At 54.1% G+C, this 25,052-nt stretch carries 18 protein-coding genes; 12 read left to right on the forward strand and 6 right to left on the reverse strand.

Annotation, left to right across the window (positions count from 1 at the left end):
• Positions 1-219 precede the first annotated feature (219 nt).
• The 3 genes from CKW13_RS00155 to hsdR are packed head-to-tail and all read left to right on the forward strand — an operon-like array spanning position 220 to position 5,146.
• Positions 220-1,677, forward strand: a complete 1,458-nt coding sequence (locus tag CKW13_RS00155; RefSeq protein ID WP_095105792.1) for an N-6 DNA methylase — start codon at positions 220-222, stop codon at positions 1,675-1,677.
• Entirely contained in the window at positions 1,674-2,789 is a 1,116-nt protein-coding gene (locus CKW13_RS24370; RefSeq protein WP_176465018.1) for a restriction endonuclease subunit S, read from the forward strand. The genes CKW13_RS00155 and CKW13_RS24370 overlap by 4 nt, the downstream gene beginning before the upstream one ends.
• A gap of 11 nt (positions 2,790-2,800) precedes the next feature.
• Entirely contained in the window at positions 2,801-5,146 is a 2,346-nt protein-coding gene (gene hsdR / locus CKW13_RS00165; RefSeq protein ID WP_095106988.1) for an EcoAI/FtnUII family type I restriction enzme subunit R, read from the forward strand.
• 1,161 nt (positions 5,147-6,307) lie between these two features.
• Here the strand turns inward: hsdR and CKW13_RS00170 are convergent.
• Positions 6,308-7,678 carry a hypothetical protein gene (locus CKW13_RS00170; RefSeq protein ID WP_256576479.1) on the reverse strand — a complete coding sequence of 457 codons (1,371 nt, stop codon included), beginning with the start codon at positions 7,676-7,678 and terminating at the stop codon, positions 6,308-6,310.
• Positions 7,679-8,100: 422 nt separating this feature from the next.
• Here CKW13_RS00170 and CKW13_RS00175 point away from each other — a divergent pair, with 422 nt between their 5' ends.
• A complete protein-coding gene (locus CKW13_RS00175) occupies positions 8,101-9,954 on the forward strand; it encodes a DUF4209 domain-containing protein (protein ID WP_256576480.1) in 1,854 nt (617 codons plus the stop codon).
• A gap of 276 nt (positions 9,955-10,230) precedes the next feature.
• Positions 10,231-10,434, forward strand: a complete 204-nt coding sequence (locus tag CKW13_RS24630) for a hypothetical protein (protein WP_095105798.1) — start codon at positions 10,231-10,233, stop codon at positions 10,432-10,434.
• Between the two features lie 262 nt (positions 10,435-10,696).
• Here the strand turns inward: CKW13_RS24630 and CKW13_RS00185 are convergent, their stop codons facing one another.
• Entirely contained in the window at positions 10,697-11,995 is a 1,299-nt protein-coding gene (locus CKW13_RS00185; protein ID WP_095105801.1) for an RES family NAD+ phosphorylase, read from the reverse strand.
• A 158-nt stretch (positions 11,996-12,153) separates the two neighbouring features.
• On the opposite strand from CKW13_RS00185, the gene CKW13_RS00190 reads away from it, so the two are divergent.
• Complete coding sequence (locus CKW13_RS00190) at positions 12,154-13,488, forward strand: hypothetical protein (RefSeq protein ID WP_095105804.1); 1,335 nt, start codon at positions 12,154-12,156, stop codon at positions 13,486-13,488.
• A 553-nt stretch (positions 13,489-14,041) separates the two neighbouring features.
• Here the strand turns inward: CKW13_RS00190 and CKW13_RS24105 are convergent.
• The 3 genes from CKW13_RS24105 to CKW13_RS00200 form a co-directional block, all read right to left on the reverse strand.
• Positions 14,042-14,656 (reverse strand): hypothetical protein, encoded by a 615-nt coding sequence (locus CKW13_RS24105; RefSeq protein ID WP_141233933.1) that lies wholly within the window; start codon positions 14,654-14,656, stop codon positions 14,042-14,044.
• 305 nt (positions 14,657-14,961) lie between these two features.
• Positions 14,962-15,609, reverse strand: a complete 648-nt coding sequence (locus tag CKW13_RS00195) for a hypothetical protein (RefSeq protein WP_095105806.1) — start codon at positions 15,607-15,609, stop codon at positions 14,962-14,964.
• A gap of 23 nt (positions 15,610-15,632) precedes the next feature.
• Positions 15,633-16,412: a hypothetical protein gene (locus CKW13_RS00200; RefSeq protein WP_095105809.1), complete on the reverse strand. Its 780-nt coding sequence runs from the start codon at positions 16,410-16,412 to the stop codon at positions 15,633-15,635.
• A gap of 700 nt (positions 16,413-17,112) precedes the next feature.
• Between CKW13_RS00200 and CKW13_RS00205 the strand changes: the two genes are divergently transcribed.
• Both CKW13_RS00205 and CKW13_RS24635 read left to right on the forward strand, forming a co-directional pair.
• Positions 17,113-17,595, forward strand: a complete 483-nt coding sequence (locus CKW13_RS00205; RefSeq protein ID WP_017337404.1) for a toll/interleukin-1 receptor domain-containing protein — start codon at positions 17,113-17,115, stop codon at positions 17,593-17,595.
• A 62-nt stretch (positions 17,596-17,657) separates the two neighbouring features.
• Entirely contained in the window at positions 17,658-17,789 is a 132-nt protein-coding gene (locus tag CKW13_RS24635) for a hypothetical protein (protein WP_256576481.1), read from the forward strand.
• A gap of 305 nt (positions 17,790-18,094) precedes the next feature.
• Here the strand turns inward: CKW13_RS24635 and CKW13_RS00210 are convergent, their stop codons facing one another.
• A complete protein-coding gene (locus CKW13_RS00210) occupies positions 18,095-18,700 on the reverse strand; it encodes a TetR/AcrR family transcriptional regulator (RefSeq protein ID WP_095105812.1) in 606 nt (201 codons plus the stop codon).
• Positions 18,701-18,861: 161 nt separating this feature from the next.
• Between CKW13_RS00210 and CKW13_RS00215 the strand changes: the two genes are divergently transcribed.
• The 4 genes from CKW13_RS00215 to CKW13_RS00230 all read left to right on the forward strand — a co-directional run bounded on the left by CKW13_RS00215 (position 18,862) and on the right by CKW13_RS00230 (position 24,767).
• Positions 18,862-20,028 carry an ATP-NAD kinase family protein gene (locus CKW13_RS00215; RefSeq protein ID WP_095105815.1) on the forward strand — a complete coding sequence of 389 codons (1,167 nt, stop codon included), beginning with the start codon at positions 18,862-18,864 and terminating at the stop codon, positions 20,026-20,028.
• A 36-nt stretch (positions 20,029-20,064) separates the two neighbouring features.
• On the forward strand, positions 20,065-21,468 hold the full coding sequence (gene gcvPA / locus CKW13_RS00220; RefSeq protein WP_095105817.1) for an aminomethyl-transferring glycine dehydrogenase subunit GcvPA: 1,404 nt from the start codon (positions 20,065-20,067) through the stop codon (positions 21,466-21,468).
• A complete protein-coding gene (gene gcvPB, locus CKW13_RS00225) occupies positions 21,465-23,021 on the forward strand; it encodes an aminomethyl-transferring glycine dehydrogenase subunit GcvPB (protein WP_095105820.1) in 1,557 nt (518 codons plus the stop codon). Before gcvPA ends, gcvPB begins: the two co-directional genes overlap by 4 nt.
• Before the next feature lie 123 nt (positions 23,022-23,144).
• The gene (locus CKW13_RS00230) at positions 23,145-24,767 is read left to right on the forward strand and encodes an acyl-CoA synthetase (RefSeq protein WP_095105823.1); all 1,623 of its coding nucleotides are present in this window, start codon (positions 23,145-23,147) and stop codon (positions 24,765-24,767) included.
• The last annotated feature ends 285 nt before the right edge of the window (positions 24,768-25,052 follow it).

Genomic DNA, 25,052 nt, shown 5'->3' on the forward strand with positions numbered 1-25,052 from the left:
CTTAACGCTGCTGGGCTGTTTGATAATCACTGACTAGGGCCGCATTTAAATTAATTTTATGCACGTTGGTGCCGAGGAGTGGGTTCCATGCGGAGCGGGAAGTTTGGGTAAGTAAATCTACATACAAGAGGTCTATCCGCATGCATCTGCATACTCAAAACCGCATAATGATGGGCTGTATACCTTCCAGCCGCGCCACCTTCAGGGACAGAACCCCTCATGTTTGAGCAAGCCTTCAAGAACATCGACGACATCCTCCACAAGGATGCCGGTTGTACCAGTGAACTGGACTATACCGAGCAAAGCTCCTGGCTGTTGTTTCTCAAGTACCTCGATGCCCTGGAGCAGGATAAAGCGATGGAGGCTGAGCTGGAGGGCAAGTATTACCTCTATATCCTCGACCCCGAATACCGTTGGGAACGCTGGGCTGCGCCGAAGAATGAAAAGGGTGAGATCGACCACAACCGCACCCTGACGGGGGATGACCTCAAGGAGTTCGTCAACAACAAGCTATTCCCCTATCTGCATGGCTTTAAGCAGAAGGCCAGCGGCCCGGATACCATTCAGTACAAAATTGGCGAAATTTTCGGCGAGATCAAAAACCGCATCCAGAGTGGCTATAACTTGCGTGAAGTGCTGGAGATCATTGATGGCCTGCGCTTCCGCTCGCAGTCCGAGAAGCACGAGCTCTCGCACCTCTATGAAGTCAAAATCAAGAACATGGGCAACGCGGGACGTAACGGTGGCGAATACTACACTCCGCGCCCACTGATTCGCGCCATGATCCAAGTAATTAACCCGCAAATCGGGCAGCGTATTTATGATGGCGCGGTAGGCTCCGCCGGCTTCCTCTGCGAAGCCTTCGACTACCTGAGCGACCCAAAAAGGAAGTTAACCACTACTCAGCGGGAAACCCTGCAGAAATATACCTTCTACGGTAAAGAGAAAAAGAGCCTCGCCTATGTGATTGCCATTATGAACATGATTTTGCATGGTATCGAAGCTCCAAACATAGTCCACACCAACACCCTAGCCGAAAACCTGAGCGATATTCAGGACAAGGATCGCTTCGACATTGTACTGGCCAATCCGCCGTTCGGCGGCAAGGAGCGCAAAGAGGTACAGCAGAATTTCCCGATCAAGACCGGAGAAACAGCTTTTCTATTTCTCCAACACTTCATCAAAATTTTAAAGGCAGGCGGCCAGGGGGCCGTGGTCATCAAGAATACTTTCCTCAGTAATAGTGACAACGCCGCAGTGAGCTTGCGTAAACTGCTTCTTGAAAGCTGTAACCTGCACACCGTACTCGATTGCCCTGGCGGCACCTTCCTAGGGGCGGGTGTAAAAACTGTGGTGCTTTTCTTCCAAAAGGGCTCACCAACACGCAAGGTCTGGTACTACCAGCTTGATCCTGGCCGAAATATGGGTAAGACCAATCCACTCAATGATGCCGATTTGGCTGAATTTGTAGAGCTACAGAAGGACTTTGCAGGCTCGCCAAAGAGCTGGAATCTGGACGTCGCTAGCATCGACCAGTCGACCTACGATCTTTCTGTAAAAAATCCTGATGAGGGCGATGAGGTCTCGCATCGCAGCCCACAGGACATAATGGCGGAGATTGTGGCGCTGGATGCAGAGAGTGCGGAAGTGCTGGCGAATATCAGGAGACTGCTGTGAAAGCTGCGTGGCAACTGAAAAGCATTGGTGATGCATGTGAAGTGATCAACGGTGGGACGCCTAAGACTGGTGTTGCAGGATATTGGGATGGGGTGCATCAGTGGATCACTCCAGCTGAAATGGGAAAGAGGCGTACGCCTTATATCGCTCAAACAGAGCGAACAATCACCGATGAAGGTATACAGAATAGTTCTGCTCGCCTCTTACCCCGGCACTCAGTCATCCTTTCCTCCCGGGCGCCTATCGGTCACTTGGCTATCAACACCGTGCCCATGGCTACCAACCAGGGTTGCAAAGGTTTGGTGCCGCGCGAGGGGCTCGACCACAAGTTTCTTTATTACTACCTAATGAACAACGTTGCTCTGCTGAACGACCTTGGCACTGGCGCAACATTTAAGGAGCTATCAGGCGGAAAGCTGAAAGAGGTTTCGCTGCCCGTACCACCAATAGCTGAGCAGCAGCGCATTGTAGCCATCCTAGACCAATCTTTTGACGGTATAGCCAAGGCCCATGCCAATGCAGAAAAAAATTTAAAAAATGCACGTGATCTTTTTGACAGCACTCTCAGTGCTGTGACAGGAGAAAGGGGGGAATTGGGCGACCACGTCACTATCAAGACAGGAAAGCTTGACGCGAATGCAGCATCTGAAGGCGGCCTCTATCCGTTCTTTACTTGTGCAAAAGAAATATATTCAATCGACCATTACGCCTTTGATTGTGAGGCGATTTTGCTAGCAGGTAACAATGCCGTTGGTGACTTTAACGTCAAACACTACAGCGGTAAGTTTAATGCTTACCAGCGAACGTATGTGATAACTATTACCGACGAGAGAAAGCTGCTTTACCGCTTCCTGTACTACCAAATGCTGAAAAGTCTAAAACTTTTTAAAAATCAGTCTGTTGGTGCGGGGACAAAGTTTTTGAAGATAGGCATGATCAAGGGGTTAGGGATTTCGTTGCCTCCCATTGCAGAGCAAAAGCATATTGTTGGAATGCTAGATGCCGTCCTTGAAGAAAGCCAAAGTCTCGAATCTATCTATAAATTAAAACTTACCGCTCTTAATAACCTGAAAAAATCCTATTTGCATCAGGCATTTAGCGGCAACCTGTAAGGAAACAGATGATGAACGAAGCTGAAACCCGCGCCGAACACATTGACCCAGCCTTGCGAGATGCAGGGTGGGGCGTAGTCGAGGGAAGCCGCGTTCATCGTGAGTTTCAGATTACCCAGGGTCGCATTCAGGGCGCAGGTAAGCGTGGCATTGCCGATATTGCCGACTACGTGCTTGTCTATCGCAACACCAAGCTGGGGGTGATTGAGGCCAAGGCCTGGGATAAGCACTACACCGAAGGCGTTGCGCAGGCCAAGGGCTATGCAAAAAAGCTGGCAGTGCGCTTTACCTACTCCACCAATGGTCAGGTTCTTTACGGCATTGACATGCAGACGGGAGTTGAAGGCGATGTCGACAAATTCCCCAGCCCAGAAGAGCTATGGAACCTGACTTTTGCCGAGCACAACGAATGGCGCGAGCGCTTCGCTGCTATACCATTCGAGGACAAGGCTGGTACCTGGGGCGCTCGCTACTATCAGGATATCGCGATCAACCGGGTGCTGGAGGCCATCGCCGCAGAGCAGCAGCGTATCCTCCTAACCCTAGCTACTGGCACGGGCAAGACCTTCATTGCGTTCCAGCTCGCCTGGAAGCTGTTCAAAAGTCGTTGGAGCCTCCAGCGAGACGCTCAGCGCCGGCCTCGTATACTTTTCCTCGCTGACCGCAACATTCTGGCTAATCAGGCCTACAATTCATTTTCCGCCTTTCCTGAAGATGCGCTGGTTCGTATAGACCCATCGGATATTCGTAAGAACGGAAAGGTGCCGAAGAATGGCAGCATTTTCTTCACCATCTTCCAGACTTTCATGAGCGGGCCGAATGACACCCCTTACTTCGGCGAATATCCAGCGGACTTCTTCGATTTCATCATTATCGACGAGTGCCACCGTGGCGGTGCTAACGATGAAGGTAGCTGGCGAGGCATTCTCGACTATTTCTCGCCAGCCGTGCAGCTTGGCCTGACCGCCACACCCAAACGCGATGTCAACGTTAATACCTATACCTACTTTGGCGAGCCGGTTTACGTGTACTCGCTCAAGGAAGGCATCAACGACGGCTTCCTGACCCCGTTCAAGGTCAGACAGATTGCTACAACGCTGGACGAATACGTCCATGTCCCAGGTGATGGTGTGGTGGTGAAGGGCGATGTGGAACCAGGAAGACGCTATGTCGAGGACGATTTCAACCGCATCATCAAAATTCCGGAGCGAGAGGCGTATCGCGTTAAGTTATTCATGGACATGATTAATCCGAAGGAAAAAACGCTGGTGTTCTGCGCGACACAAGAGCACGCGCTCGAAGTTCGGAACCTGATTAATCAACGGAAGAAAAGCTCCGAACCCGACTATTGCGTGCGTGTGACCGCCGATGATGGCGCTCGCGGCGAAGAGTACCTACGGACGTTTCAAGATAACGAGATGACCATCCCCACCATCCTGACCACTTCAAGGAAACTCTCAACCGGCGTGGATGCGCGTAACGTGCGCAATATCGTATTGATGCGCCCAGTAAAAAACATGATCGAGTTCAAGCAGATCATTGGTCGCGGAACACGCCTCTTCGACGGCAAGGACTACTTCACTATCTTCGACTTCGTAAAGGCCCACCATCACTTCAGCGACCCTACCTGGGATGGCGAGCCGGAAGAGCCCACGCCTAAGGGGGGTGGCAAATCTGGTGGTAATGAGGAGGGTGACGATGGGGGCGGGGTAGAGAAGCCTCCCAAACCCCCGGTAGAGCCGCGACCAGAGGTGATAGAGATCAGGTTAAGCAATGGCTCGGTGCGCCGCATCAAGAACATGATGGCGACCTTGTTCCTCAGCGCCGATGGCAAGCCAATGTCTGCCGCGCAGTTTCTGGAAAGTCTATTCGGAAGCCTTCCAGACTTCTTCAAAGACGAAGATGAACTGCGCTCTATCTGGAGCGGGCCAGATACGCGTAAAGCTTTCATGCAGGGGCTGGCTGAGAGAGGCTTCAACAAAGAGGTGCTAGCCGAGATGCAAAGCATCATTGACGCAGAGAACAGCGATATTTTTGATGTGCTGACCTATGTCGCCTTCGACATTGACCCTGTCACTCGGGAAGAACGTGCAATCAAGGCACGAAGCACCCTCCATGGCCACTTCAGCGACAAACAGGAAGTGTTTATTGACTTTGTGCTGGCTCATTACGTGAAGGAAGGTGTGGAGGAGCTTGAGCCGGAAAAGCTGTCGCCGCTCCTCAAGCTTAAGTACAACAACGCCATTGCCGATGCCATCGCCGACCTGGGCAAGCCAGAACTGATCAAGGATGTGTTCTACGGCTTCCAAAAGTATCTCTACCAAGGGCCTGTTGGCTCACCTGGAATCCAGCAGTAGCCTAGCTGCTGAGTAACCAGACGCGATATGACGTCGATGAACGCTAAGGGGAACTCTAAATTCCCCGCTTGAAGTCTAACTTGGGCGACCTGGGTGGGTGGTCAAGAGTGGTGGGTGATTGGCCCATCAGCTGCGAAGCAGGTGATGGACAGTCGACCAACAAGCGCAGCGTCTCTTTACCAAGTGCAAACTCGTACTGTCCGCAGTGGCTTGGGTGGAATACCGTCTGGAATACCCGAATGGCTGGAACTCAAAAAATCTCAAAAGACCGAGAAAGCGCTGGAGGCCGCGTGTTTGCTGGTTCGCAGGCACAAAAAAAGACGTCCGTGGACGTCTTTAGTTGATCAAATGGTGGAGCCGGGGGGATTTAAAATCTATAAATAAACTATTGTTTAAAATAGATTTATTTTTAGATTTATTATTATGTGCCCCCATAGATGCCCCCGTGCACGTATTTCCGATGAGCGGATATTTGAGGAGCTGAACTGGCGTCCTGAATTATCTTTTTCGACCGGGCGAGGCCAGTCAACCACCAGGGAGCATTCAATAGAGTCGGTCGTGTACAACATAATCTCGGTTATCTGGCCAAGAGGGTTTGATGGCCAGCTCAGACCGGGTGCTGGGTAGATGTCAGGTTAAGCAGTTGGGTTTTTTCCGCGGTAGCGCACCATGGGCTCATTTGGGACGATTTGAGCTGAGGTGCGGTATGAGACACTCGATGGTTACCTGTCACAACTGCGGCAAAGGGATGGTTCCGAGAACGACGTACAGCCGTGGATTCTGGGGCTATTCGCCTTCGTCGAATCACTGTCCCTTTTGCCTTAGTGAGAACTGGCATGGTGGGAATCCAGGGTTGGCCACTCGACTGTTCGCTGTGGTTGGCCTGGCTCTTGGTGTTCTGGCCTGCGTGTTTGTGGGAGCTATTCTGTTCAAGGTACAGTGGTGGCTTGGTGTCGAAGGACAATGGCCTCTATTGACGCTGGGCACATGTGCTGTGTCGGTTAGCGCGGGATACCATTTTTACAACTGGTTTGTTGATTGCTGACCGGTGATCATGCTGTGAAAGGCAGCAATCGGCCAGAACTGGTCACTCGCCTGACGACAAAAATGCGCCCACATTTGAGTTTGCTGGAGTGAGCCCCGCTCGATAAAGTTCGACTGTTATATATTGCCCCCTTTATCTTTGCTCGGAAAAATGAAAGGAGCTGCGGCCACGTCAAATTTATCTACTGTTATAGTGATCTTATCGTCATCGGAGTTCATATCACCAGTTACGTCAAGGTTGCTGATCATAAATCCATTTTTAAGATTACTGGCAAATGGGTTTGCGTGGTTCGTAGGTTCGTCCCATCCGTGTGCTCGAATGAACTCTTCAGTAGATATCTCCCCTGCGAGAAGTCGAAGCAGCCCTCTAGATGAGATTGTGATCTTATTGCCTTGCATAGAATATCTTCCTAGTTGATCGTATCCAACGCCTGGTGTTTTCAGCAGCGATGCAGAATGATAGGCGGGACGTAATGGCCTCGGCAAGTTTGGTAACGCGACATGCAACGCTGCGGTCAATGATTCGATTGATTCATTCGTGGCTCGGTGAGAGCGAGCCAAAAGAGGAGCACAGATTAGCTCGTAGCTCATCTGATATTCTGGTGGACTACCGAATGGAGGATGCGGCGCATCTATGGCAACTAACAGCACAGCATCAATACTACTATTCTGACGAAGAAAATCTTCTGCGACTTCTCGCGCGCTATAGGTATAATGTGATTTTCCTCGATTTCCGATTCTAATTAAATCGCAACCGCCATCACAGACGATGACAATACGAAAGGAGTCATCTGGCGCGCCATTTAGCTGTTTAACTTTCCCTTTGAGCGCACTGAATAAAGGGTTGATATTTTTTGACGTAGCTACAGTGTAGCTAGTATGGCTGCCACCACCATTCTCCCAATTCGGATCGTAGATGATTTTAAGGTTGGTGTTGTTTTCGGTACGATCAAATCTGGATTTTATTGTGGGAGCTTCTCTGATGCTATAAACCCATGGTTCAAGCTCTGTTTTGATGAAACTACTCATATCAGATTTTTCAGGTAGCATCAGGCGCATTTTGCTTCTATTGCGCGGCCCTGTGATTTTTCCACGTACATCTATCCAAAAATTTCCGGGGCGCAATCCAAACTTAGATGCAATTCGGAAAATTTCTTCACTGATATATTTAAGTGGGTTCTGAGCATCAAGCCCATCATCTGATATTGTGGTGATATCACCGATGATCGTTAGTGCGCCGCCATCTTGCTTATCTATCGTCCAGCGGATGTCAGGGCAACGTCCATTTGGCAACGCCTGCTCGTGGTTGAGGTGTCCCGCCTGGGAGAGCCCATGCAATATTACTAATTCCCACATTACATGAAGTCGGGTGGCGTCCGTAGCGTTGAGTCTGTTGATGATTGCCGTGAGCTGAGTGGGGCTAAGGGTTTTCGCAAGGTCATTGATGCGAGCTTGCATTGCTCTACGTGAAAATACGAAATTAGTCACTCATTCCCTCCACGGGTCGGTCATCGTCCATGGGCGGCATTATGACATTGCACTCGACGAAGGGCAGCCTATTGGTCGAAAGCAGGCGATCAGAAGCTTCCGCCTATGGCCGACTTCAGCCTGTCGCGGAGGACTGAAACGACCCATTGCCGCCCTTGGACACCGGCAGAGCCGGCCAAAAGCGGTCGTTGTTTTGCCCTAAAATGCCCTAAGCGAAAGCTAACCACGGGTAAAGCGCTTGGTGCCTGATCGAAGATTTGTTGGGCTGACGGATTGGATTCTACGCTGGGCTCCGATGACTCCAGCCTCGGCACTACCGACTTGCATTCCCCATGGATTTCATACAAACCTCGCGCGGCTCCAGGCCATCATCCCAATTTGAGATAAGCTGACTTCATCAAAAAATTCGCGGGGATAAGGACGTGGGCGATCAGGACGAAACGCTGATGGACATAGCGACCATTGATGACCTTGAACACATCAACCCGTCGTCCATCTTGGTTATGAGCAATAGCCTCCACTTCCATACACTGGAACAGGTTTTCCAGGAGGCGACGCAAGCTGCCAAAGCGTCAGGTGATGCCGCTGCGGTGAGGGCATACAGCGTGCTGGCTGTTATTTGCAGCTACCACTTCAATCCAAACCGCACTGATGCATTTAGTCCTCAGATGATCATGGATGGTCGGAGGTCGCTAATACCGAGTGATTACTTAGGTGAGCAGCAGGATGCCTTAACGTATGTTGCAGAGCGCATTGACCATCCACTGCTCCGAGCACGTATCGCAGATAGCTGTTGGCACACCAGTCGAAAGCTCCACAACATGGCCGAGCTCGCGTCCAGATCGTATCTTGATGCGGTGGAATCATTTTTTGCTGGGAGTTTACTGTACCAATATGAGTCAGATTTCGAAGTCCCATCCAAAGTCGTAGACTTAATTGAGCGAGCATTTGCAATATATGCATCCACCGGTAAAAGGAAGTCAATTCCTATCGAAGCAAGAGAGACTTTTACCAAGGCATATGACATTGCAAAAGACAAGCTTAACCTAATTGCATTTCATAGACTCTCTTCCCTTGGCCAAAACTTTGGCTTACTTGAATGGGTAGATATAGCTAAGGACGCTGTATCAATGGCCAACGCCGCTAAAGATAAACAATATGCTGAAGCGGTAAAAAAAGTCTGGCTTCATGCCGCTTACGCATATTCAAAAGTCGGCGACAAGGATGCTTCGACCCAGTGCAGTGTTAAGGCCGTTGAGCAAACGCTGAGAATGCGAGATGCAATTGGCTCAGCTATGGCGAAAGCGTCATGGACAAGAGATGCAATTGGGGAGCTCAGATCTATTGGGGGCATGACTGAGCGTATTAATGAGCTGAAACTCGAACTGCAGGAATATGAGGAAGATTCGTTGTCTGAATTAGGCGAGTTCAGCATACCTGTAGATTTAACCGACGCACGCCAAGCAACGATTGAGGGTTTCGAGGGCTTGGAGGTTCACGAAATGCTATACCGATTAGCATTCGCTGCGAGACCACCAGAAAAAATCTTCCTGCATAAAAACTGTCTTCAGAAGAAAAATAAATACTTCCTATCTTCAAGCATGGGAAAAAGCTACTCCGACCAAGAAGGGAAGATGATTGCTCAATCACCATCAGCTGGTTTCGGAGACAAACCTTCTGAAGAGTGGTTCGACCATGAAAGTCTGACAGAGGTTGGATTCCACTACCATGTTGAAACCGAGGCTTTCGTTAAACCCGCCTGCATCACAATGACTCAAAATGAGTGTATCGACGAGAGACATCTGGAGCCGCTCGTTTACCACAGCGCGTTTGTACCACCAGGGCACGAGGCAATTTTCGCACTGGGTTTCGCACGAATGATTCAAGGGGACATGGTGTCGGCTGTGCACGCGCTCATTCCTCAGTTGGAAAACTCTCTCCGATACGTGCTTACTAACCGGGGCTCCAGAACCGCAAAGCTCAATGTTGACTTGACTCAAGAAGCTCAGTCACTCAGCCAAATGTACTCAAACCGCAAAGAGGAACTTGAACAGGCTTTTGGCAAGGACATCACTTACATGTTCCATCTGCTGTTCAACTTAAAGGGCGGGCCTATGCTGAGACATGAAATGGCTCACGGAAAGCTAACTGCTAGCAACTGCTACAGCGCCCCATGCATCTACGCATGCTGGCTAATGTTCCACATTACCTGTAGTCCTCTCGTCAGCCGCTGGAAAACTCACATTGAGCCGGCAATCCAAGAAGTAGTTCATTGACATCGACTGAAACCACCTGTGAATGCGCAGTCAGCCTCTGAGAATTCACATGAATCGCCCCTAGTTTCGCAGACACCCGACGGCCGCTTTTGGCCGTTCACTGACGGTCATGGTTGCTGAGGGTACAGGTCAAATCCGGCGCAAATGTCTGGTTAGGTGGATTACGACTGGGTGGTCGAGTCAGTGGAAGCACGCTGGTGTCAGCGGATCTGGAGAAGTACGCCAGCGGCAAGGTGAGCTAGTCTTTTCTGCACCAGTTCCTCAAGGCCGATATTCATGCCAGATAAGTCTGAAGCCAATATTGCCACCGCGGACGCGCTCACACTTCTACTGCACAATCAGCACGCCATTAGTGCGGCCATTGAAGAGGTGACAAGGTGGCTCTCTGAGTATGGAGTGAGATGCGTCGCCGATAACGCAGTTTCCGCCATGGAAACGCTGGACGCGAATGATCAAGGCATCACAGACGCCATAATGTGACTACGGCAGTTATAGGCATAACCCAACCAACGACCCGCCCCCCTCATTCATAGGCGAGTCCCGACCCTGAGTGGCCGTTGGGGGCAGGTAGAAATCGGCCTAAGGCGCCGCTGACTCTATAAGAAGTTCGGGGCGATTCACAGACACTCACAACGAGCAGATATCGACCATAGCCGCCGTTGGTCACAGCAGCTATCGGCCAAAAGCACGTCCATCAGGCACTGGCCTCAACGCCAGTGCCTTTGCAGAGAAGCATTGCGTCCTAGTCCAAGTTCAGCCGCTTGCGTGTCTCGTCGCTCATGAAGATATCGTAGATATGGCGATACTCGCGGGCCTGGGTCTCAATAGCCGTTACCTTGTGATACCGAATTGAGTCGTGCACAACAATTACCTTTGTAGGTGGCTTAAACGGATTGTCCAATTCGACCTCGACCACAACGGGAGGCTTTTCGTCGCCAAGTCTTTCAGCATCGGCCTCCGGCGGCGGTACATAGGCAAGGCGGCTTGCCTCGGGGAACAAGACTACGTTGGTACCCGTCTCGCCCGTCTGCACGGATGGGAAGACCAGACCGTCGACCTGCTTGCCAAAGCGCAGCCGTAAGTACTCGAACACCACCTGGGTCGAAAGATAGCTCAGCTCATCATTACGAGCCTTTGGCCTGGACATCTTTTTGACAAGTGAGCCCAAGAATACCTTGCGGTGTAGTGCATCACGAAACCCCACGTCCAGGAGCGACAGATCCGGGGGTTCAACCTGGTCTAGGGCCGTGAGGTCAAGGAGCTTCAGTTCGGCGACTGGAGTCAGCGCTGCGCTCACCACGTGATCCCCGGTGATGGAGCGGATTTCGCTCAGACAGGTCTCTCGCTCCAGCGCGCAATACAGAGCGGAGATTCCGTTCGGCGTCATCCTTTGACTGCTTGCCATGAACCTCGGAGTTGGGCCGAATTGACCAGCGGGATCATTGATTATTTTCTCTGCTTCGCTGAAGCCTTTAGCAAGACGCGCACGGTACATCAAGTCGCCATTTACTATGGTCCGGATGGCTTCAGGCTTAAGTCCTTCGTCATCGGCGACCAACATAGAGAAAACCGAGTCGAGAAATTTTCCGGCATTCGCGTTGAAGAAACGGTGCGTGTACAGCACACCCTCAACGAACTGGTCCCAAAGACCTTCGTAGGAGTTCACCTCCATCGCGTCATCTTCGCCATAAAAGTGCGTAGTGTCGCCGACATCATCTAGATTGAATTCGGAGGGAACGCCGCTACGCAAATCGTCGAAATATGATTCATTTCCGAGATCCAACCATTCCGAGAGAACAATGTCTATTTCTGCAATGGGGAACAGTTCAACCCTGGCCCCATACATCATGCTGAGCTCGTATTCCGAGAGATCCTCCTTACGGGCAATATTCTCGCTAACCCGGGCATAGACGTATTCAAATAGAACATGGGCCTCAATAGCCGTCCCACGGCGCTGGCAATATTTGCATTCAGCTTCCTGACTGTGCGCATCGAACAGCTTCTTGAGAGTTTCCGGAGTGACACATTCAATACAAATCATCGCTTCTTCCTGAAGTTTCTTTTTCCCATGCATGCCTGGAGACATCTACTTAGCAAAGCTGGCAGCGCGCGTGTAACCGCAAAAAGCGGCAGCTGATTGCTAAGGTAACCTCCTTCAGGGATCATTTGAACTGACATGCCAAGGAGGCCGAGCCACTCATGTCCACAGATAAATCTCTTGTTGCTGCCCTTCAAGCGCTATGGGACATCCCGCCACCCGGCCCACAGAACCTCTGGAGCAGCCGGGAGTTCGTCGCTCTGAAGGAATTGCTCACCAAGCGTTACCGCAGCGGAAAATCCACCTTCGGGCTGGAGGCCTCCATCGGCAATGCGCTTAGGTCGCTGGGTCTACCATGCAGCACCCCCCATCTGCTCAACCAGCCCAGGCCCGACATGGACAAGGTGGCCGCCGCGTTGGCTCACGAGTTTCAACGAACCACCACTAGGCGGCGATATCTATGCCCGCTTGATATGGCCGATGAGCTCCCGTCCTTTCAGTTTGGCAATGCCCGGATAGGTCGATTCACAGCTGCCGAACTTGAGATTTTGTTCAATGCGCCCCGCTTAGAGCGCTGTTATCCCGGAATACGGCTGGATACTCAGCGCCTGTCCCAGTTTCATTGGATGGTCGTAGAGGAAGACATCTCGGTTCAAGGCGAATCGGGCAATCGCCAGTTCTCCTGGCTGGACTTCCCCTTCGGAAAGGATCTGGGCGAGATTGTTCCCCACAGTGGGCGCTTCCCCGCGGCGGTAGAGCGCGCGCTGTTCTTCTTGCTGCTGGCGCCATGGGAAGACTGGGCCGAGATGACCGAGGTGGACTGGCGGGGTTTCCGGCTGCCTTGGGTATACACCCTCGACAATGACCTGTGTGCGTTCCCACCTCCGCCGCCGCTCCCAGAGCAGCTGTCGTGGGAGCCATACGCTCATCAAGTGGACCACGAAGAGTGGGAAGAATCCGAACGCCCGCTGTGGCTGCGAACCTGGGCAACCGCCGAGGATGTGCGGCAGGCGCTGGAAACTAGGTGGGCGCTGCTGCAAGCAGCGCGTACCCAGGCGTCGGAACTGTTCTCAACTCCGGTGGAGCACTTCCTTGTCCGTGCGTTCCTTTCCTATGGCATCGATGAAGTGATGGCTCACCTCATCATGATTGAGGCCGCGTTTGGAGCTGAGGCAGACCACAGGCGCAAGCTGCGACTGGCAGGCGATAATCACGATGAATCGGCGACACGCAGGGTTGCGGCAAGACTGAGTGCCGCCATAGTCGAGCCGGGCGCAGCGAAGGAGTATCTGGACCTTTACGACATGCGATGCACCTACGTTCACGGGCGCCCTGAAGGTCGTGTCATCTCCAGCCAACAGCGGGTCTTGGCACGTCGCCTTGCACGCGAAGCGGCAAACTCCTTGGTTGGCCTAGCGCAAGCACAACAGTCCCGCGAAATCGTCCTGCTCGACTTGCTCAATCGCGGCGTGGCGAACCTCCCTCCCAAGCCGTGACCATGCGGCTATGTCGCGGGACTGCTATGCACATCGCGGCATGGGGAAAAGAGCTTGGGGGAGAAAGGGTCAAGGGAAGGCGTTTAAGGGGAACAGGCCCTGGCCCTACCCGAAAAAGCTACTGGCTCACCTTCAGGTTCTAACACCGGCCTCCAGATACGGGAAAAGGGTGAAAAACCAGCCTTCTCCTCGCCGTCATCCAGCTCGGCGTCAGCTGTAGTGCTCAAGAACAACACCAGTAGTTATCCAAGGGAGCTCCGGCCTAAATCCAAGAGCAGTGTGATGCCGGGCACTTCAAGGGCAGCGACCGCGCACACGGCAATGATCAGCACGGATGGACGCAAAGCTGACAGAGCGGTATTCATCTCTCTGTCATTGTTTCGCGTGGTCCGCCGCTAACTCAGTCGCAGCCTCATGAGGGTAGGGGGTGTGTTGCGAATGTCCGCATTGGGTCGACAGGCGCCTCAGGCTTGACCGGTGACACTCGACCCATAACGCCCTTTCGAGGAGGACAGCAATCGGCCAAAAGCAGTCATTCTGACAGTCTCCGAGACTAGTGGCGATTCGCTTTTATTCTAGTGGTTTGTGAAACCTCAATACAAGGATCAGTATTAAAATCCGGCGAAGAACCAATTCTGCTATCACTTATGGAAACCATGTCCCTCCTAATAATGTCTTGGGTTATAGTTTCAGATTCCAAACAGAATGATCCATACCAAGCTTCAACTTTTCGGAGCTGACCATGCACATCTACAGCTGTAACTTTTGCAACGAGATGAACAGGGATGTTTCTGTTGCTGTCGAGTAACGATTCAGTCAGGGGCACAGTCAACCTCAACATTTTCATTGCGCCTTTATCTAAAACAAAAGGCACCTCGGCAAACCTTTCATCCAATAGGGATGGAAAATACCCTCCGTCAGTAACCCCATGGTAGGTTTTAATTTCTATCTTGCTAATAAGATAAGGTAAATTTCCACCGTTTGAGAATACAAGCTCTACATCGGTACCAACCTTCGCTGCGCTCGACTCTGCAAAACTGACCGCTCTAACTACTACAGAATCAACCTCTCTAACTGAATAATAAAAACTCAAGCCAGAAATAACAATTGCAAGTAACGAAAATGCCAGTGTAATGGAGTCTTGATGTTTGAAAAGTTTCGAGGCCATTGCCCCTCCATAGATACAATGAAGAATGCCGCTGCGCCCATCCTACACCAACGAAACAGTCAGCATGTAGGCATCGGGCCACGGAGAGCTGTAAATCGCCCCCAATTTCATAGGCTCGTTCGAAATTCGTCTATTGGCCGGTTTCTGCCCTTCGCGACAGGCTGAAATCGGCCAGTAGCAGTCAATAGGAAAGGCAGCAAACGACACCGAACTGACGTTTGGATCCTAGGCGGAAAAGGCGAAAAGAATGAGGCTCCGTGCGCGCTTAAACTGCTCTTGGGTTGGGCGGGTGGCTAAGCCGCCGTTTACTGGACTAAGCAAGGCTGTCCGTAAACATGCCCCAACAGTTTCCTGTGAAGGTCTCGAACTTCTACCGCTAATCCTTTCATGGCATCAGCGGTGGAGCCCATTAATAAGTTTTCCGCTGCCGCTCTAACTAATTGCTCGTACAGCACGTCAGCCTCCATAAACGCAACATTTCCCATCCTTAATAATTCCATTCTAGCCGCGGCATGAGCCCGTGCGGTGTCTTCATTATTAGACTTTATCATTGCAATCACGCCTTTCATTCGCATGTAAAGACGAACAAGCGTGGAAGAAATTTCTGGAGATAAGTTCGCTAGGCACGTAGGTGCGGCATCATAAATAACGAAGGTGTTCTCACCTATTGGAAACTGGACAATATAGGGTTCACCCTCGCTTAAGGCTTCAAGATCTCCTGCGTATTCTTCATCAAAGATCTTCAAGGCAGTTGTGACTTCAACCATTAATAGTTCCAGCGTCTGTTTCGTGGTCCGTGCGTCCTCTTCAGCTACTTTAGCGAGCGCAAACGCGTGCGCACGTTCTGTCGCCTTAAAGCCAAACCATCCAGCGATCGCAGCACCGACGACGGCTGAAACAGCTTCTTTGGAAAAAACGGCTTTAAGCAGCTCCCATATTACGTCGTAGTTCATGCCGCCTCCTCCATCTTTAACAATTACCACTCACTTGCGAGGACTTCTAACTCTTGTTTGGGGATTTTATGTAGCCCCATTAGATGGCAGAGGGTCACGCCCGGCCCCGAAATCATTGATCTGGCTGGAATGACGAGTCCTGGTTCATACACGTTATCGCCGCGACCCGCATTGACGTTATAGCTGACGATGAGTTGCTGTTGGTACAAAACCAATGCCTCTATGCTGATGCTATGGGAGTTCGGATGCATGGGTTCGCGAACCTGCCAGGGGCGGTCGCGTGTTTTGAAAGAATTGATCTGTTCTACCAAGCTTAGGATCACAAGCTGGCGATAGGTCATGCTTTCCGCCAGGCTCAGTAGGAAATTGGCCTGCGCCTTCGACACCGAGGGATAGAAAACCAGACCTGAGTAAAAATTGGCGAGATAAGGCAATTTTTGCTGTTCATGCTCCTGCTTCGCAGCTAGCAGCACTCCCTCGAAAACCTCTTCAGCAGGCGAAGGCCCATTTTCACTTTTGTCAAAGAAACCGTCTGAACGCGGTTCTTCCCACAGCAAACGCTCTTTAATCTCACTAATAGCGATCGCAGCGACACCGCCCACTCGCTCTTTTTCTTTCATAGACATGAAACGTTCTGCTACATCGTCCAACACGTTCGCGCAGCCCTGCCCGAGTGTTGCACCAATAACCGCCCCCGCCATTGAGTCCGATGGACTTATTAATCCCTGCACAACAGCACCGACGCCTGCCCCTACGATCTTTACGCCGTGTCCAAGCAGACTTTTTAAGCTTTCATTGCTCATACCGCCTCTCCCTGAGTGCATTCAAAGCGCCACCATACGCTCGTGAGCCGATCGCGGGGAAGCTTGAGCTCGTACTAGAGGACGAGATAGAGGTTGAGGTGCAGTGGAGGTGTAATGATGAACCGGCGTTGGGACCCTTCACATCATTTGACGTTCTTCCATTGAACAACGGCATCGATGGCGGGGCCGTTGAACGTCAAGGGCCTGAAACCTGTGTCGAGAGCTACCCGCTATGAGAGATAGCTCTAGACCATGGAGGCATTTGTATCGGAAGCCGCTAGCGAACATTCACGCTACGCCTGCTAGCGGAATTCGCGCTATGGGCTATTGTTCGTGCCAGCATATTGGAATCACGATCTGAAGTGCAGGTTGATTTCGAGCCAATAAGGATGGGCTGCGGTGTTTTCAAAAGCTGATGGCTCGGTACAGCCGCTGCTTAATCATCTCTTGGGCGAGCAGCTACAAACGGAAGGTTTACGACATGTCTAGATGTACAGCACCGGTACATGGTCATCGTTCGGCAAGCGCAAGAGCAGCGTGTCCCGCATGTGGCAGCGGATATAGCGGGTACGGATCGCGATCGTATTCATCCTCGTCCTACGCACCATCCTATTCGTCCCCGTCTCATGGCGGGGGTGGTCGCAGTAGCGGCGGTTCATCCAGCAGCGCAAAGCCGCGCTGGTCGAAGCCCGGATCCTCTGTGGCCTACACCTCCGCCGAGGTAAGAACGCTCACACCGGTACGCGAAAATGTCGAGAGGCGTGCGACAGTACCTGATCTACGTGACGTCTTTCTTTGTCACGCCTGGGACGACCGGAAAGGATCCGCGAAGGAGCTGCATGATGTACTCGAGTCGCTCGGTGTTTCCGTTTGGTTCAGCGAGAAAGATGTCCTTCTAGGCTCTTCCTTACTGCGTGAAATTGATAAGGGATTGGCGAAGTCTCGAGTAGGAATTGTGCTGGTGACCCCTGCTTTGCTGCGTCGCCTAGCAGCTGAAGGCATCGCTGACAAAGAGCTTTCCGCGCTCCTCGCAAGGGATCTGCTGGTTCCCATCATTCACGACACCACATACGAATCGCTGCGCGAAGTCAGTCCTCTACTCGGTTCGAGAAGCGGCCTGAGCACTGCTGAAGATACGTTTGCAGATATCGCGGCCAAGCTTGCCGAGTTGGTCGCCCCGTAGCTTCACTGTCCATGCGTACGGCTTTACTTACAGACCTGTTATCAATCGAAGGAGTTGAACACATGAGTATCAAACCCGGCCCCAAACCGATCGCTGAATCCACCGGCAAAAAGGACCAACGCCGTCGTGTTACTGAAGAAAACAAACCCAAACATCCTGATCTGGAAGTACATAAACACAAAAAAGCTGACTGACCTTAATAGCGGTGAGAGGGGGGTGAGTCACGTAGGTTTGGCCCCTTCTGGCCGTATTCCGCCTATCGCGTCCGACTGAAAACGGCCATTAGCTGTCATTCCTGACGTGCAACAATCAGACGTAAGCAGTCGGTCACGAGCGTCTGCTTCTGGCCGGTTTCTGCCTGTCACAAAGGGTCGCTATCGATCCAGAGTGAGTGAAGAAGCTCTCGGGCGACGTTTGTGAGTATTTCGCCCCGTTTTGCAAAGGCTTCGTCAGCGGCAGCGTTTTGCGCAGAAACGACGTCCGCCGAACTGCCTGATTGCTACTGACGCGCGGTTTTATTCTCCAGCAGCAATCCCGAAGCCAATGCCAGGAAGCTTTCGGCTACATGCTCGGAAGCCGTTTGCGGATCCTCGGCATTGGCAATCCACAAGGACGCGCCGAGCAGCGCGCCCATGATCAGGCGTGCTGTCGCTCCGGTGTTGACCGCTCGGATCGTGCCTTCATCGATCAGTTTTTGGATGCTGCGCTGAGTGCTGCGGATACAGGCATTCTGGCTTGGCCATTGCGATGGATCGCCCAGCACCGACGGGCCGTCGAGGAACACAATGCGCTGGATTTCAGGTTCCAGGGACATCTTGATGTAAGCGATGGATTCATCGATAAAGCCGTCCCAGGTGGTGCTGGCCTTCGCGATGATGACCGACAGTCGCGCCACCATTTCTTCATCAATCTGGGCGATGACGGCCTGTAGCAAGCCTTTCTTGTCACCAAAGTGATGGTAAAGCGCGCCACGGGTCAGCCCGGCTTTAGCGGTCAAATCATCCATCGAACTGTCCGCATAGCCCTTCGCAGCGAATGCGTCCCGCGCCGCCTTGATCAGCTTGCCGCGGGTCTCGGTAATCATGTCCACACGCTTCTGCGCCATCAGTCCTCGTCCTTATCAAAAAAATAACATTCATTGCGTATGTGAGTTGACATACGCTGTGCATGTCGTATTGTGACTTACATACGTGGCGTATGCAATGTGTCTTGGCAGTGTGCTGCTCAGGCGCTGAAGCGCCTTCATTCAGCACAGGATACTGATCAATGCGTGAGCAGCGCGACTCCGATATTTCACGCCTCAGCACTAACCAGGGCAAAACCATCGGGCTGATTGTCAACCCTGTTGCCGGCATGGGCGGGCGTGTGGGTTTGAAGGGCACCGATGGTCCTGAGGTTCTGCAGGAAGCGATTCGCCGTGGCGCGCGGCCGGTCTCAAGCGAACGAGCCGCTCAAGCGCTCAAGCGTCTGGCGGCCTCGGCCACGCCATTTCGATTGATGACCGGCGCTGGGGCGCTGGGCGAAGACATCGCCCGCGCCGCCGGTCTTGACCCCGTCGTCGTATATCGACCATCACCAGGATCGAGCCGGCCCGAAGACACGCGGAAGGCTGCGCTCGTCATGGCAGACGCCGCCGTCGATCTGCTGCTGTTCGCCGGGGGCGATGGGACTGCGCGTGATGTGCTGGAAATGGTCAGCGATCGAGTGCCCATCCTCGGTATCCCGACGGGCGTGAAAATGTATTCCGCCGTCTTCGCCACCAATCCCGAGAACGCCGGGAGCCTCGCGGCACGTGTTATGGCCGGCGAGTCCAAGGTGCGCTTTCGCGAGGCGGAGGTCATGGACATTGATGAGGCCGCCATGCGCATTGATCAGGTGTCGGCGCGCCTGTATGGCTACGCGCTCAGTCCGCACGAGCGTCATCTCGTGCAAAACGCCAAGACCGGTTCCGTCCCCAATGAAAACCTGGCGCTCGACGCCGTGGCCCGACAGGTCGTCCGCCAGATGAAAGTCGGCTGCCTTTACCTGCTGGGGCCCGGCACCACGACACGGCGAGTGATGACAGAACTCGGCCTGCCGTCGACGCTGCTTGGCATCGACGCGGTCATGGACGGTGCGCTGGTAGGCGCCGACCTCAACGAGCAAGCGTTGATCCGCCTGATGGAAGGCCATGAGACACGGATCATCGTCGGCGTGCTTGGCGGCCATGGCAGCTTGTTCGGACGCGGCAATCAGCAGCTCAGCGCGGAGGTGATCCGCCGCACCGGGCGCGAAAGCATCATCGTGATCACCTCGATGGACAAGCTCATTTCCCTCGACGCCGGCTGCTTGCGCGTCGACACCGGTGACGCTGAAGTCGACGCCATGCTCAGTGGCCATATACGCGTGCACACAGGACCCGACCGGTCCGTCTTTTTCAGGGTTCGATCCTGATCATTTGTTCCATCCGAAAAAACGAGGATAACCCCCATGAGTAATCATGTCGCCCACCCCTACATGGCGAACTCTGTTCCCGCACTCAAGCAGGAGATGCTCGACTCGATCGGTGTCGACAGCATCGAGGATCTGTTCCAGCAAATTCCCGAAGGCCATCGCCTGCAACGTCCGATCAACCTGCCGCCGGCACTGAACGAGAGCGAGCTGCGTCGGCACCTGGTCAGTACCCTGTCGAAGAACAAAACGTGCGAGCAAAACCTTAACTTCCTGGGCGCCGGCTGCTGGCAGCACCACGTCCCGGCAGCGTGCGACGAGGTGGTACGCCGCAACGAGTGGCTGACGTCGGTATTCGGCGAGCCAAGCTCCGACCATGGCCGCAACCAAGCCTGGTTTGAATTCTGCAGCCAGCTCGGCGAGCTGCTGAACATGGACCTGGTGGGTCTGCCGGTGCGCAGCTGGGGCTGCGCCGCGGGCCACGCCATTCGCATGGCCACGCGCATCACCGGGCGCAACGAGGTGGCGGTGGTCCGCGTCATTGACCCGGAGCGGCTTTCGATCATTCGCAACTACTGCGAACCGGTCGACATGCCGAGCCAAATCGTCGTACGCCTCGTCGACTATGTCCCGGCAACCGGCTTGCTCGATCTTGATCACCTTCGCGCCTCGATCGGTGCGCAAACGGCTGCCGTTTATTTCGAAACGCCGTCCTACTTCGGTGTGATCGAACAGCAAGGCGCCGAGATTGCCGCCATTGCCCATGCGGCTGGCGCCGAAGTGATTGTCGGTGTCGACCCGATCTCGCTGGGCGTGCTGGCCGCGCCGATCGATTTCGGAGCGGACATCGTGGTCGGCACCACGCAGCCGCTCGGGGTACATATGAATTGCGGTGGCGGCGTCAGCGGCTTCATTGCCACCCGCGATGAAGAACTCTACGCCCACCAGTACCCGACGCTGTTCATCAGCATCGCCGAAACCACCAAGCCCGGCGAATACGGTTTTGGCCTCAGCCTGTTCGAGCAATCGTCCTACGGCCTGCGTGACAAGGGTAACGATTGGACCGGCCACTCGGTTTACATGTGGGCCATCGCCAATGCCGTGTACATGGCAATGATGGGGCCCCAGGGCTTTGAAGACGTGGGCAATGTCATCCTGCAACGGGCTCACTATGCCGCGAAACTGCTGACCGAAATTCCAGGCGTGCGCGTGACGTTTCCAAGCGGTTTCTTCAAGGAATTCGTGGTGAATTTCGACGCGACCGGACTCAGCGTGAAGGACATCAACAAGCGGCTTCTCGCGGCCGGTATCTTCGGCGGCAAAGACCTGACACAGGACTTCCCGGAGCTGGGCGCTAGCGCCCTTTACTGCGTCACCGAGATTCACACCCAGGCAGACCTTGAGCGTCTGACCGCCGCACTCAAAAAGGTAATCGCACAATGAACACAACACTCAAGGAATACCACGCTCCCGTCTGGAGCGAACCGGTCATTCTGGAGATGGGCTACCCCGGCCGTCGCGGAGTGATTTTTTCTGACGTGGAAGCCGAGGTGCAAGCCGCTATCGGCAGTGCCGACGGCTTGATCCCCGCGAACATGCGCCGCACGCGCAAACCGGCGTTGCCGGAAATGTCCGAGCCCGAGGTGCTGTACCACTACCTGCGTTTGTCGCAACAGACCCTGGGCATGATGAACATCAGTCTGTTCGGAACCTGCACCATGAAGTACAACGCGCAGATCAACGAGGCGATGGCCTGGCGCCCGGAAGTCACTCACGTACATCCGTATCAGGACGAAGATACCCTGCAAGGTGCGCTGGAAGTGGTGCATGGCATGGACACGATCCTGCGTGAATTGTCCGGGATGGATCAGTTCATTTTCCAGGCGGGTGGCGGTGCCGACGCGGCTTACACCAACTGCGCCGTGACCCGTGCCTACCACGCCTCCCGTGACGAACTGGCGCAGCGTGACGAGATCATCACCACGATCCAGACTCACCCGAGCAGTGCGGCGACTGCCGCTGCGGCCGGGTTCAAGGTGATCACGTTGATGATCGAGGAGAACGGTTACCCGTCGCTGGAATCCCTCAAAGCCGCCGTGTCTAATCGCACCGCAGCGCTGATGGTGAACAATCCCGATGACATGGGCGTCTACAATCCGGAAATCCGCGAGTGGGTGCGGGTGGTGCACGAGGCGGGTGGTCTGTGCTTCTACGACCACGCTAACTTCAACGGCGCGATGACCAAGATCCGTGCCCGCGAACTCGGTTTCGATGCGTGCATGTTCATGTTGCACAAGACTTTTGGCGCACCGAAAAGCGGGGTCGGCGGCCCGGCGGTGGGTGCATATGGTTGTTCGGCGGAACTGGCGCCGTTCCTGCCGGCGCCGGTGGTGGCGTTCGACGGTGAGCGCTACAGCCTTGATTACGATCGGCCGCAGAGCGCCGGCAAGATACGTGAATTCTGGGGCAACGTTCCCGTCATCCTCAAGGCCTACGCGTGGTCGCGCGCCATGGGCGCGGAAGGCATGGCCGAAGCGTCCGATATCTCGGTTCTGGCCAACAACTACATGGAAAAAGGTTTGCTGGCGATACGCGGCGTAACCCGTTCACACCCCGAGGCCACAAGTCCGCGGATGGAGATGACGCGCTACAGCCTTGAGCAACTCAAGGAAGACACCGGTGTCGACGTTCACGACGTGCAGAATCGCATGAGCGATTTCGGCATTGATCCGATGTGGAGCAGCCATCACCCGTGGTTGGTGCCGGAGCCTTTTACGCCCGAAGCGGGCGAGATGTATGGCAAGGAGGCGCTGGATACCTGGATCGCCGTGCTCGCGCACATTTCCGATGAGGCCTACTCGAACCCGGAGATCGTCAAGACGTCGCCGCATAACCAGGCGATCCACCGGTTGAAGGTCGAACCGCTGGAAGACCCGCTACGCTGGGCGATGACCTGGCGCTCGTACCTGCGCAAAAACAACAAGCAGACTGCCTGAGCCGTTGCAGCGTCCCCGTCGATGAGGCGGGGACGTTATCGAAACCTGATCAGAGCTAACAATCAGCCATCGGAGGTTGCCAGCATCGCTACACGACTGGCGACTTCCCCACAGGAAAACGTCATGTCGATTTTCGAAACGGGCCTGGCGCCCTCGTCAGTCAACCATATTGCCCTCTCGCCGCTGAGCTTCATCGAGCGTACGGCCTCTGTCTACGGTCAGTATCCGGCGGTGGTCCACGGCGCTGTAAGGCGCAACTGGCAACAAACCTATGAACGCTGCCGACGCCTGGCCAGCGCGCTCAGTGGGCGAGGCATCGGCAAGGGCGATACGGTGGCGGTCATGCTGCCCAACATCCCGGCGATGCTCGAAGCGCACTTCGGTGTGCCGATGATCGGCGCGGTTCTCAATACCCTGAATATACGCCTGGATGCGCAGGCCATTGCCTTCATGCTGGAGCACGGCGAGGCCAAAGTGTTGATCACCGACCGTGAGTTCCACGCGGCGATCCGTGAGGCCTTGAGCGGACTTTCCAATCCGCCGCTGGTGGTGGATGTGAACGATCCGGAGTACGGCGAAGGCAGTGCCGTCAGCGCGCTGGACTACGAAGCGTTCCTCGCTGAGGGCGACCCGCAGTTCGCCTGGCAATGGCCCGAGGACGAGTGGCAAGCTATTTCCCTCAGCTACACCTCCGGCACCACCGGTAACCCCAAGGGCGTGATTTATCACCACCGTGGCGCCTACCTCAATTCCTTGGGCAATCAGATGACCTGGGCCATGGGCAACCACCCGGTGTACCTCTGGACGTTGCCGATGTTCCACTGCAATGGTTGGTGCTATCCGTGGACCGTCACCGCGTTGGCCGGGACTCATGTGTTCCTGCGTCGGGTCGACCCGCAAAAAATTCTCACACTGATTCACGAGCACCAGGTCAGCCATTTGTGTGGTGCGCCGATTGTCCTCAATGCGCTGGTCAACCTGCCGGACTCGGTCAAGACCGCCATCGATCATCCGGTCAATGCCATGGTGGCGGGCGCGGCGCCACCGGCCAAGGTCATTGGTGCGGTCGAGCAAATGGGCATCAAGATCACGCACGTCTATGGCCTGACCGAGGTTTACGGCCCGGTGACGGTTTGCGCCTGGTATGCGCACTGGGATGAGCAGCCGCTGAACGAGCGCGCGAAGATCAAGTCACGCCAGGGCGTACGCTACCCGACCCTCGAAGGGCTGATGGTCGCCGACCCGCAAACCCTGGAACCCGTGCCTTGCGACGGCACCAGCATGGGTGAGATTTTCATGCGCGGTAATACGGTAATGAAGGGTTATCTGAAAAACGCCGAAGCTACAGCCGAAGCCTTCAAGGGCGGCTGGTTCCATACCGGCGACCTGGCGGTTCGGCACCCCGACGGCTATGTCGAAATCAAGGATCGCCTCAAGGACATCATCATCTCGGGCGGCGAGAACATTTCCACCATCGAAGTCGAAGACGTCCTCTATCGCCACCCGGCGGTACTGGAAGCGGCAGTGGTTGCGCGCCCGGATGACAAATGGGGCGAAACACCCTGCGCGTTTATCACGCTTAAAGTCGGGCATGAGGACACGCGCGAGGCCGACGTCATTCAGTTCTGCCGTGAGCATCTGGCGGGTTTCAAGCTACCCAAAACCGTGGTGTTCGGCGAGTTACCGAAAACCTCGACGGGCAAGATTCAGAAGTATTTGCTGCGCGACTCGGCGAAGGCACTCTGACAAGAGCGCCCCTTGGAAACACCTGCGTGGATCGTATGTTGCACATAGGCGGGATCAGCCCACCCCCGTTATGGCAACGGAGGAGGGCCGGGGACATGCCGACTCGGTCCACAGGGTTCCACCGAGTGTCCGGAACATCCCGCTATCGTTCACTAGCAATCAGGTGACGCCACTGGTAGACCTTGTTGTGGTCGAGCAGGGGATGTCGGTAATTCGCGGAGTTCATTGGACTCCGTAGCGTCAGGCGCGCCGGCATCCTTTTGCATCAAGGTATCGCAGGCAAAA

Origin of the sequence: Pseudomonas sp. Irchel 3E20 (genome assembly GCF_900187645.1) — a bacterium.
In the GTDB taxonomy this organism is placed as follows: Bacteria; Pseudomonadota; Gammaproteobacteria; order Pseudomonadales; family Pseudomonadaceae; genus Aquipseudomonas.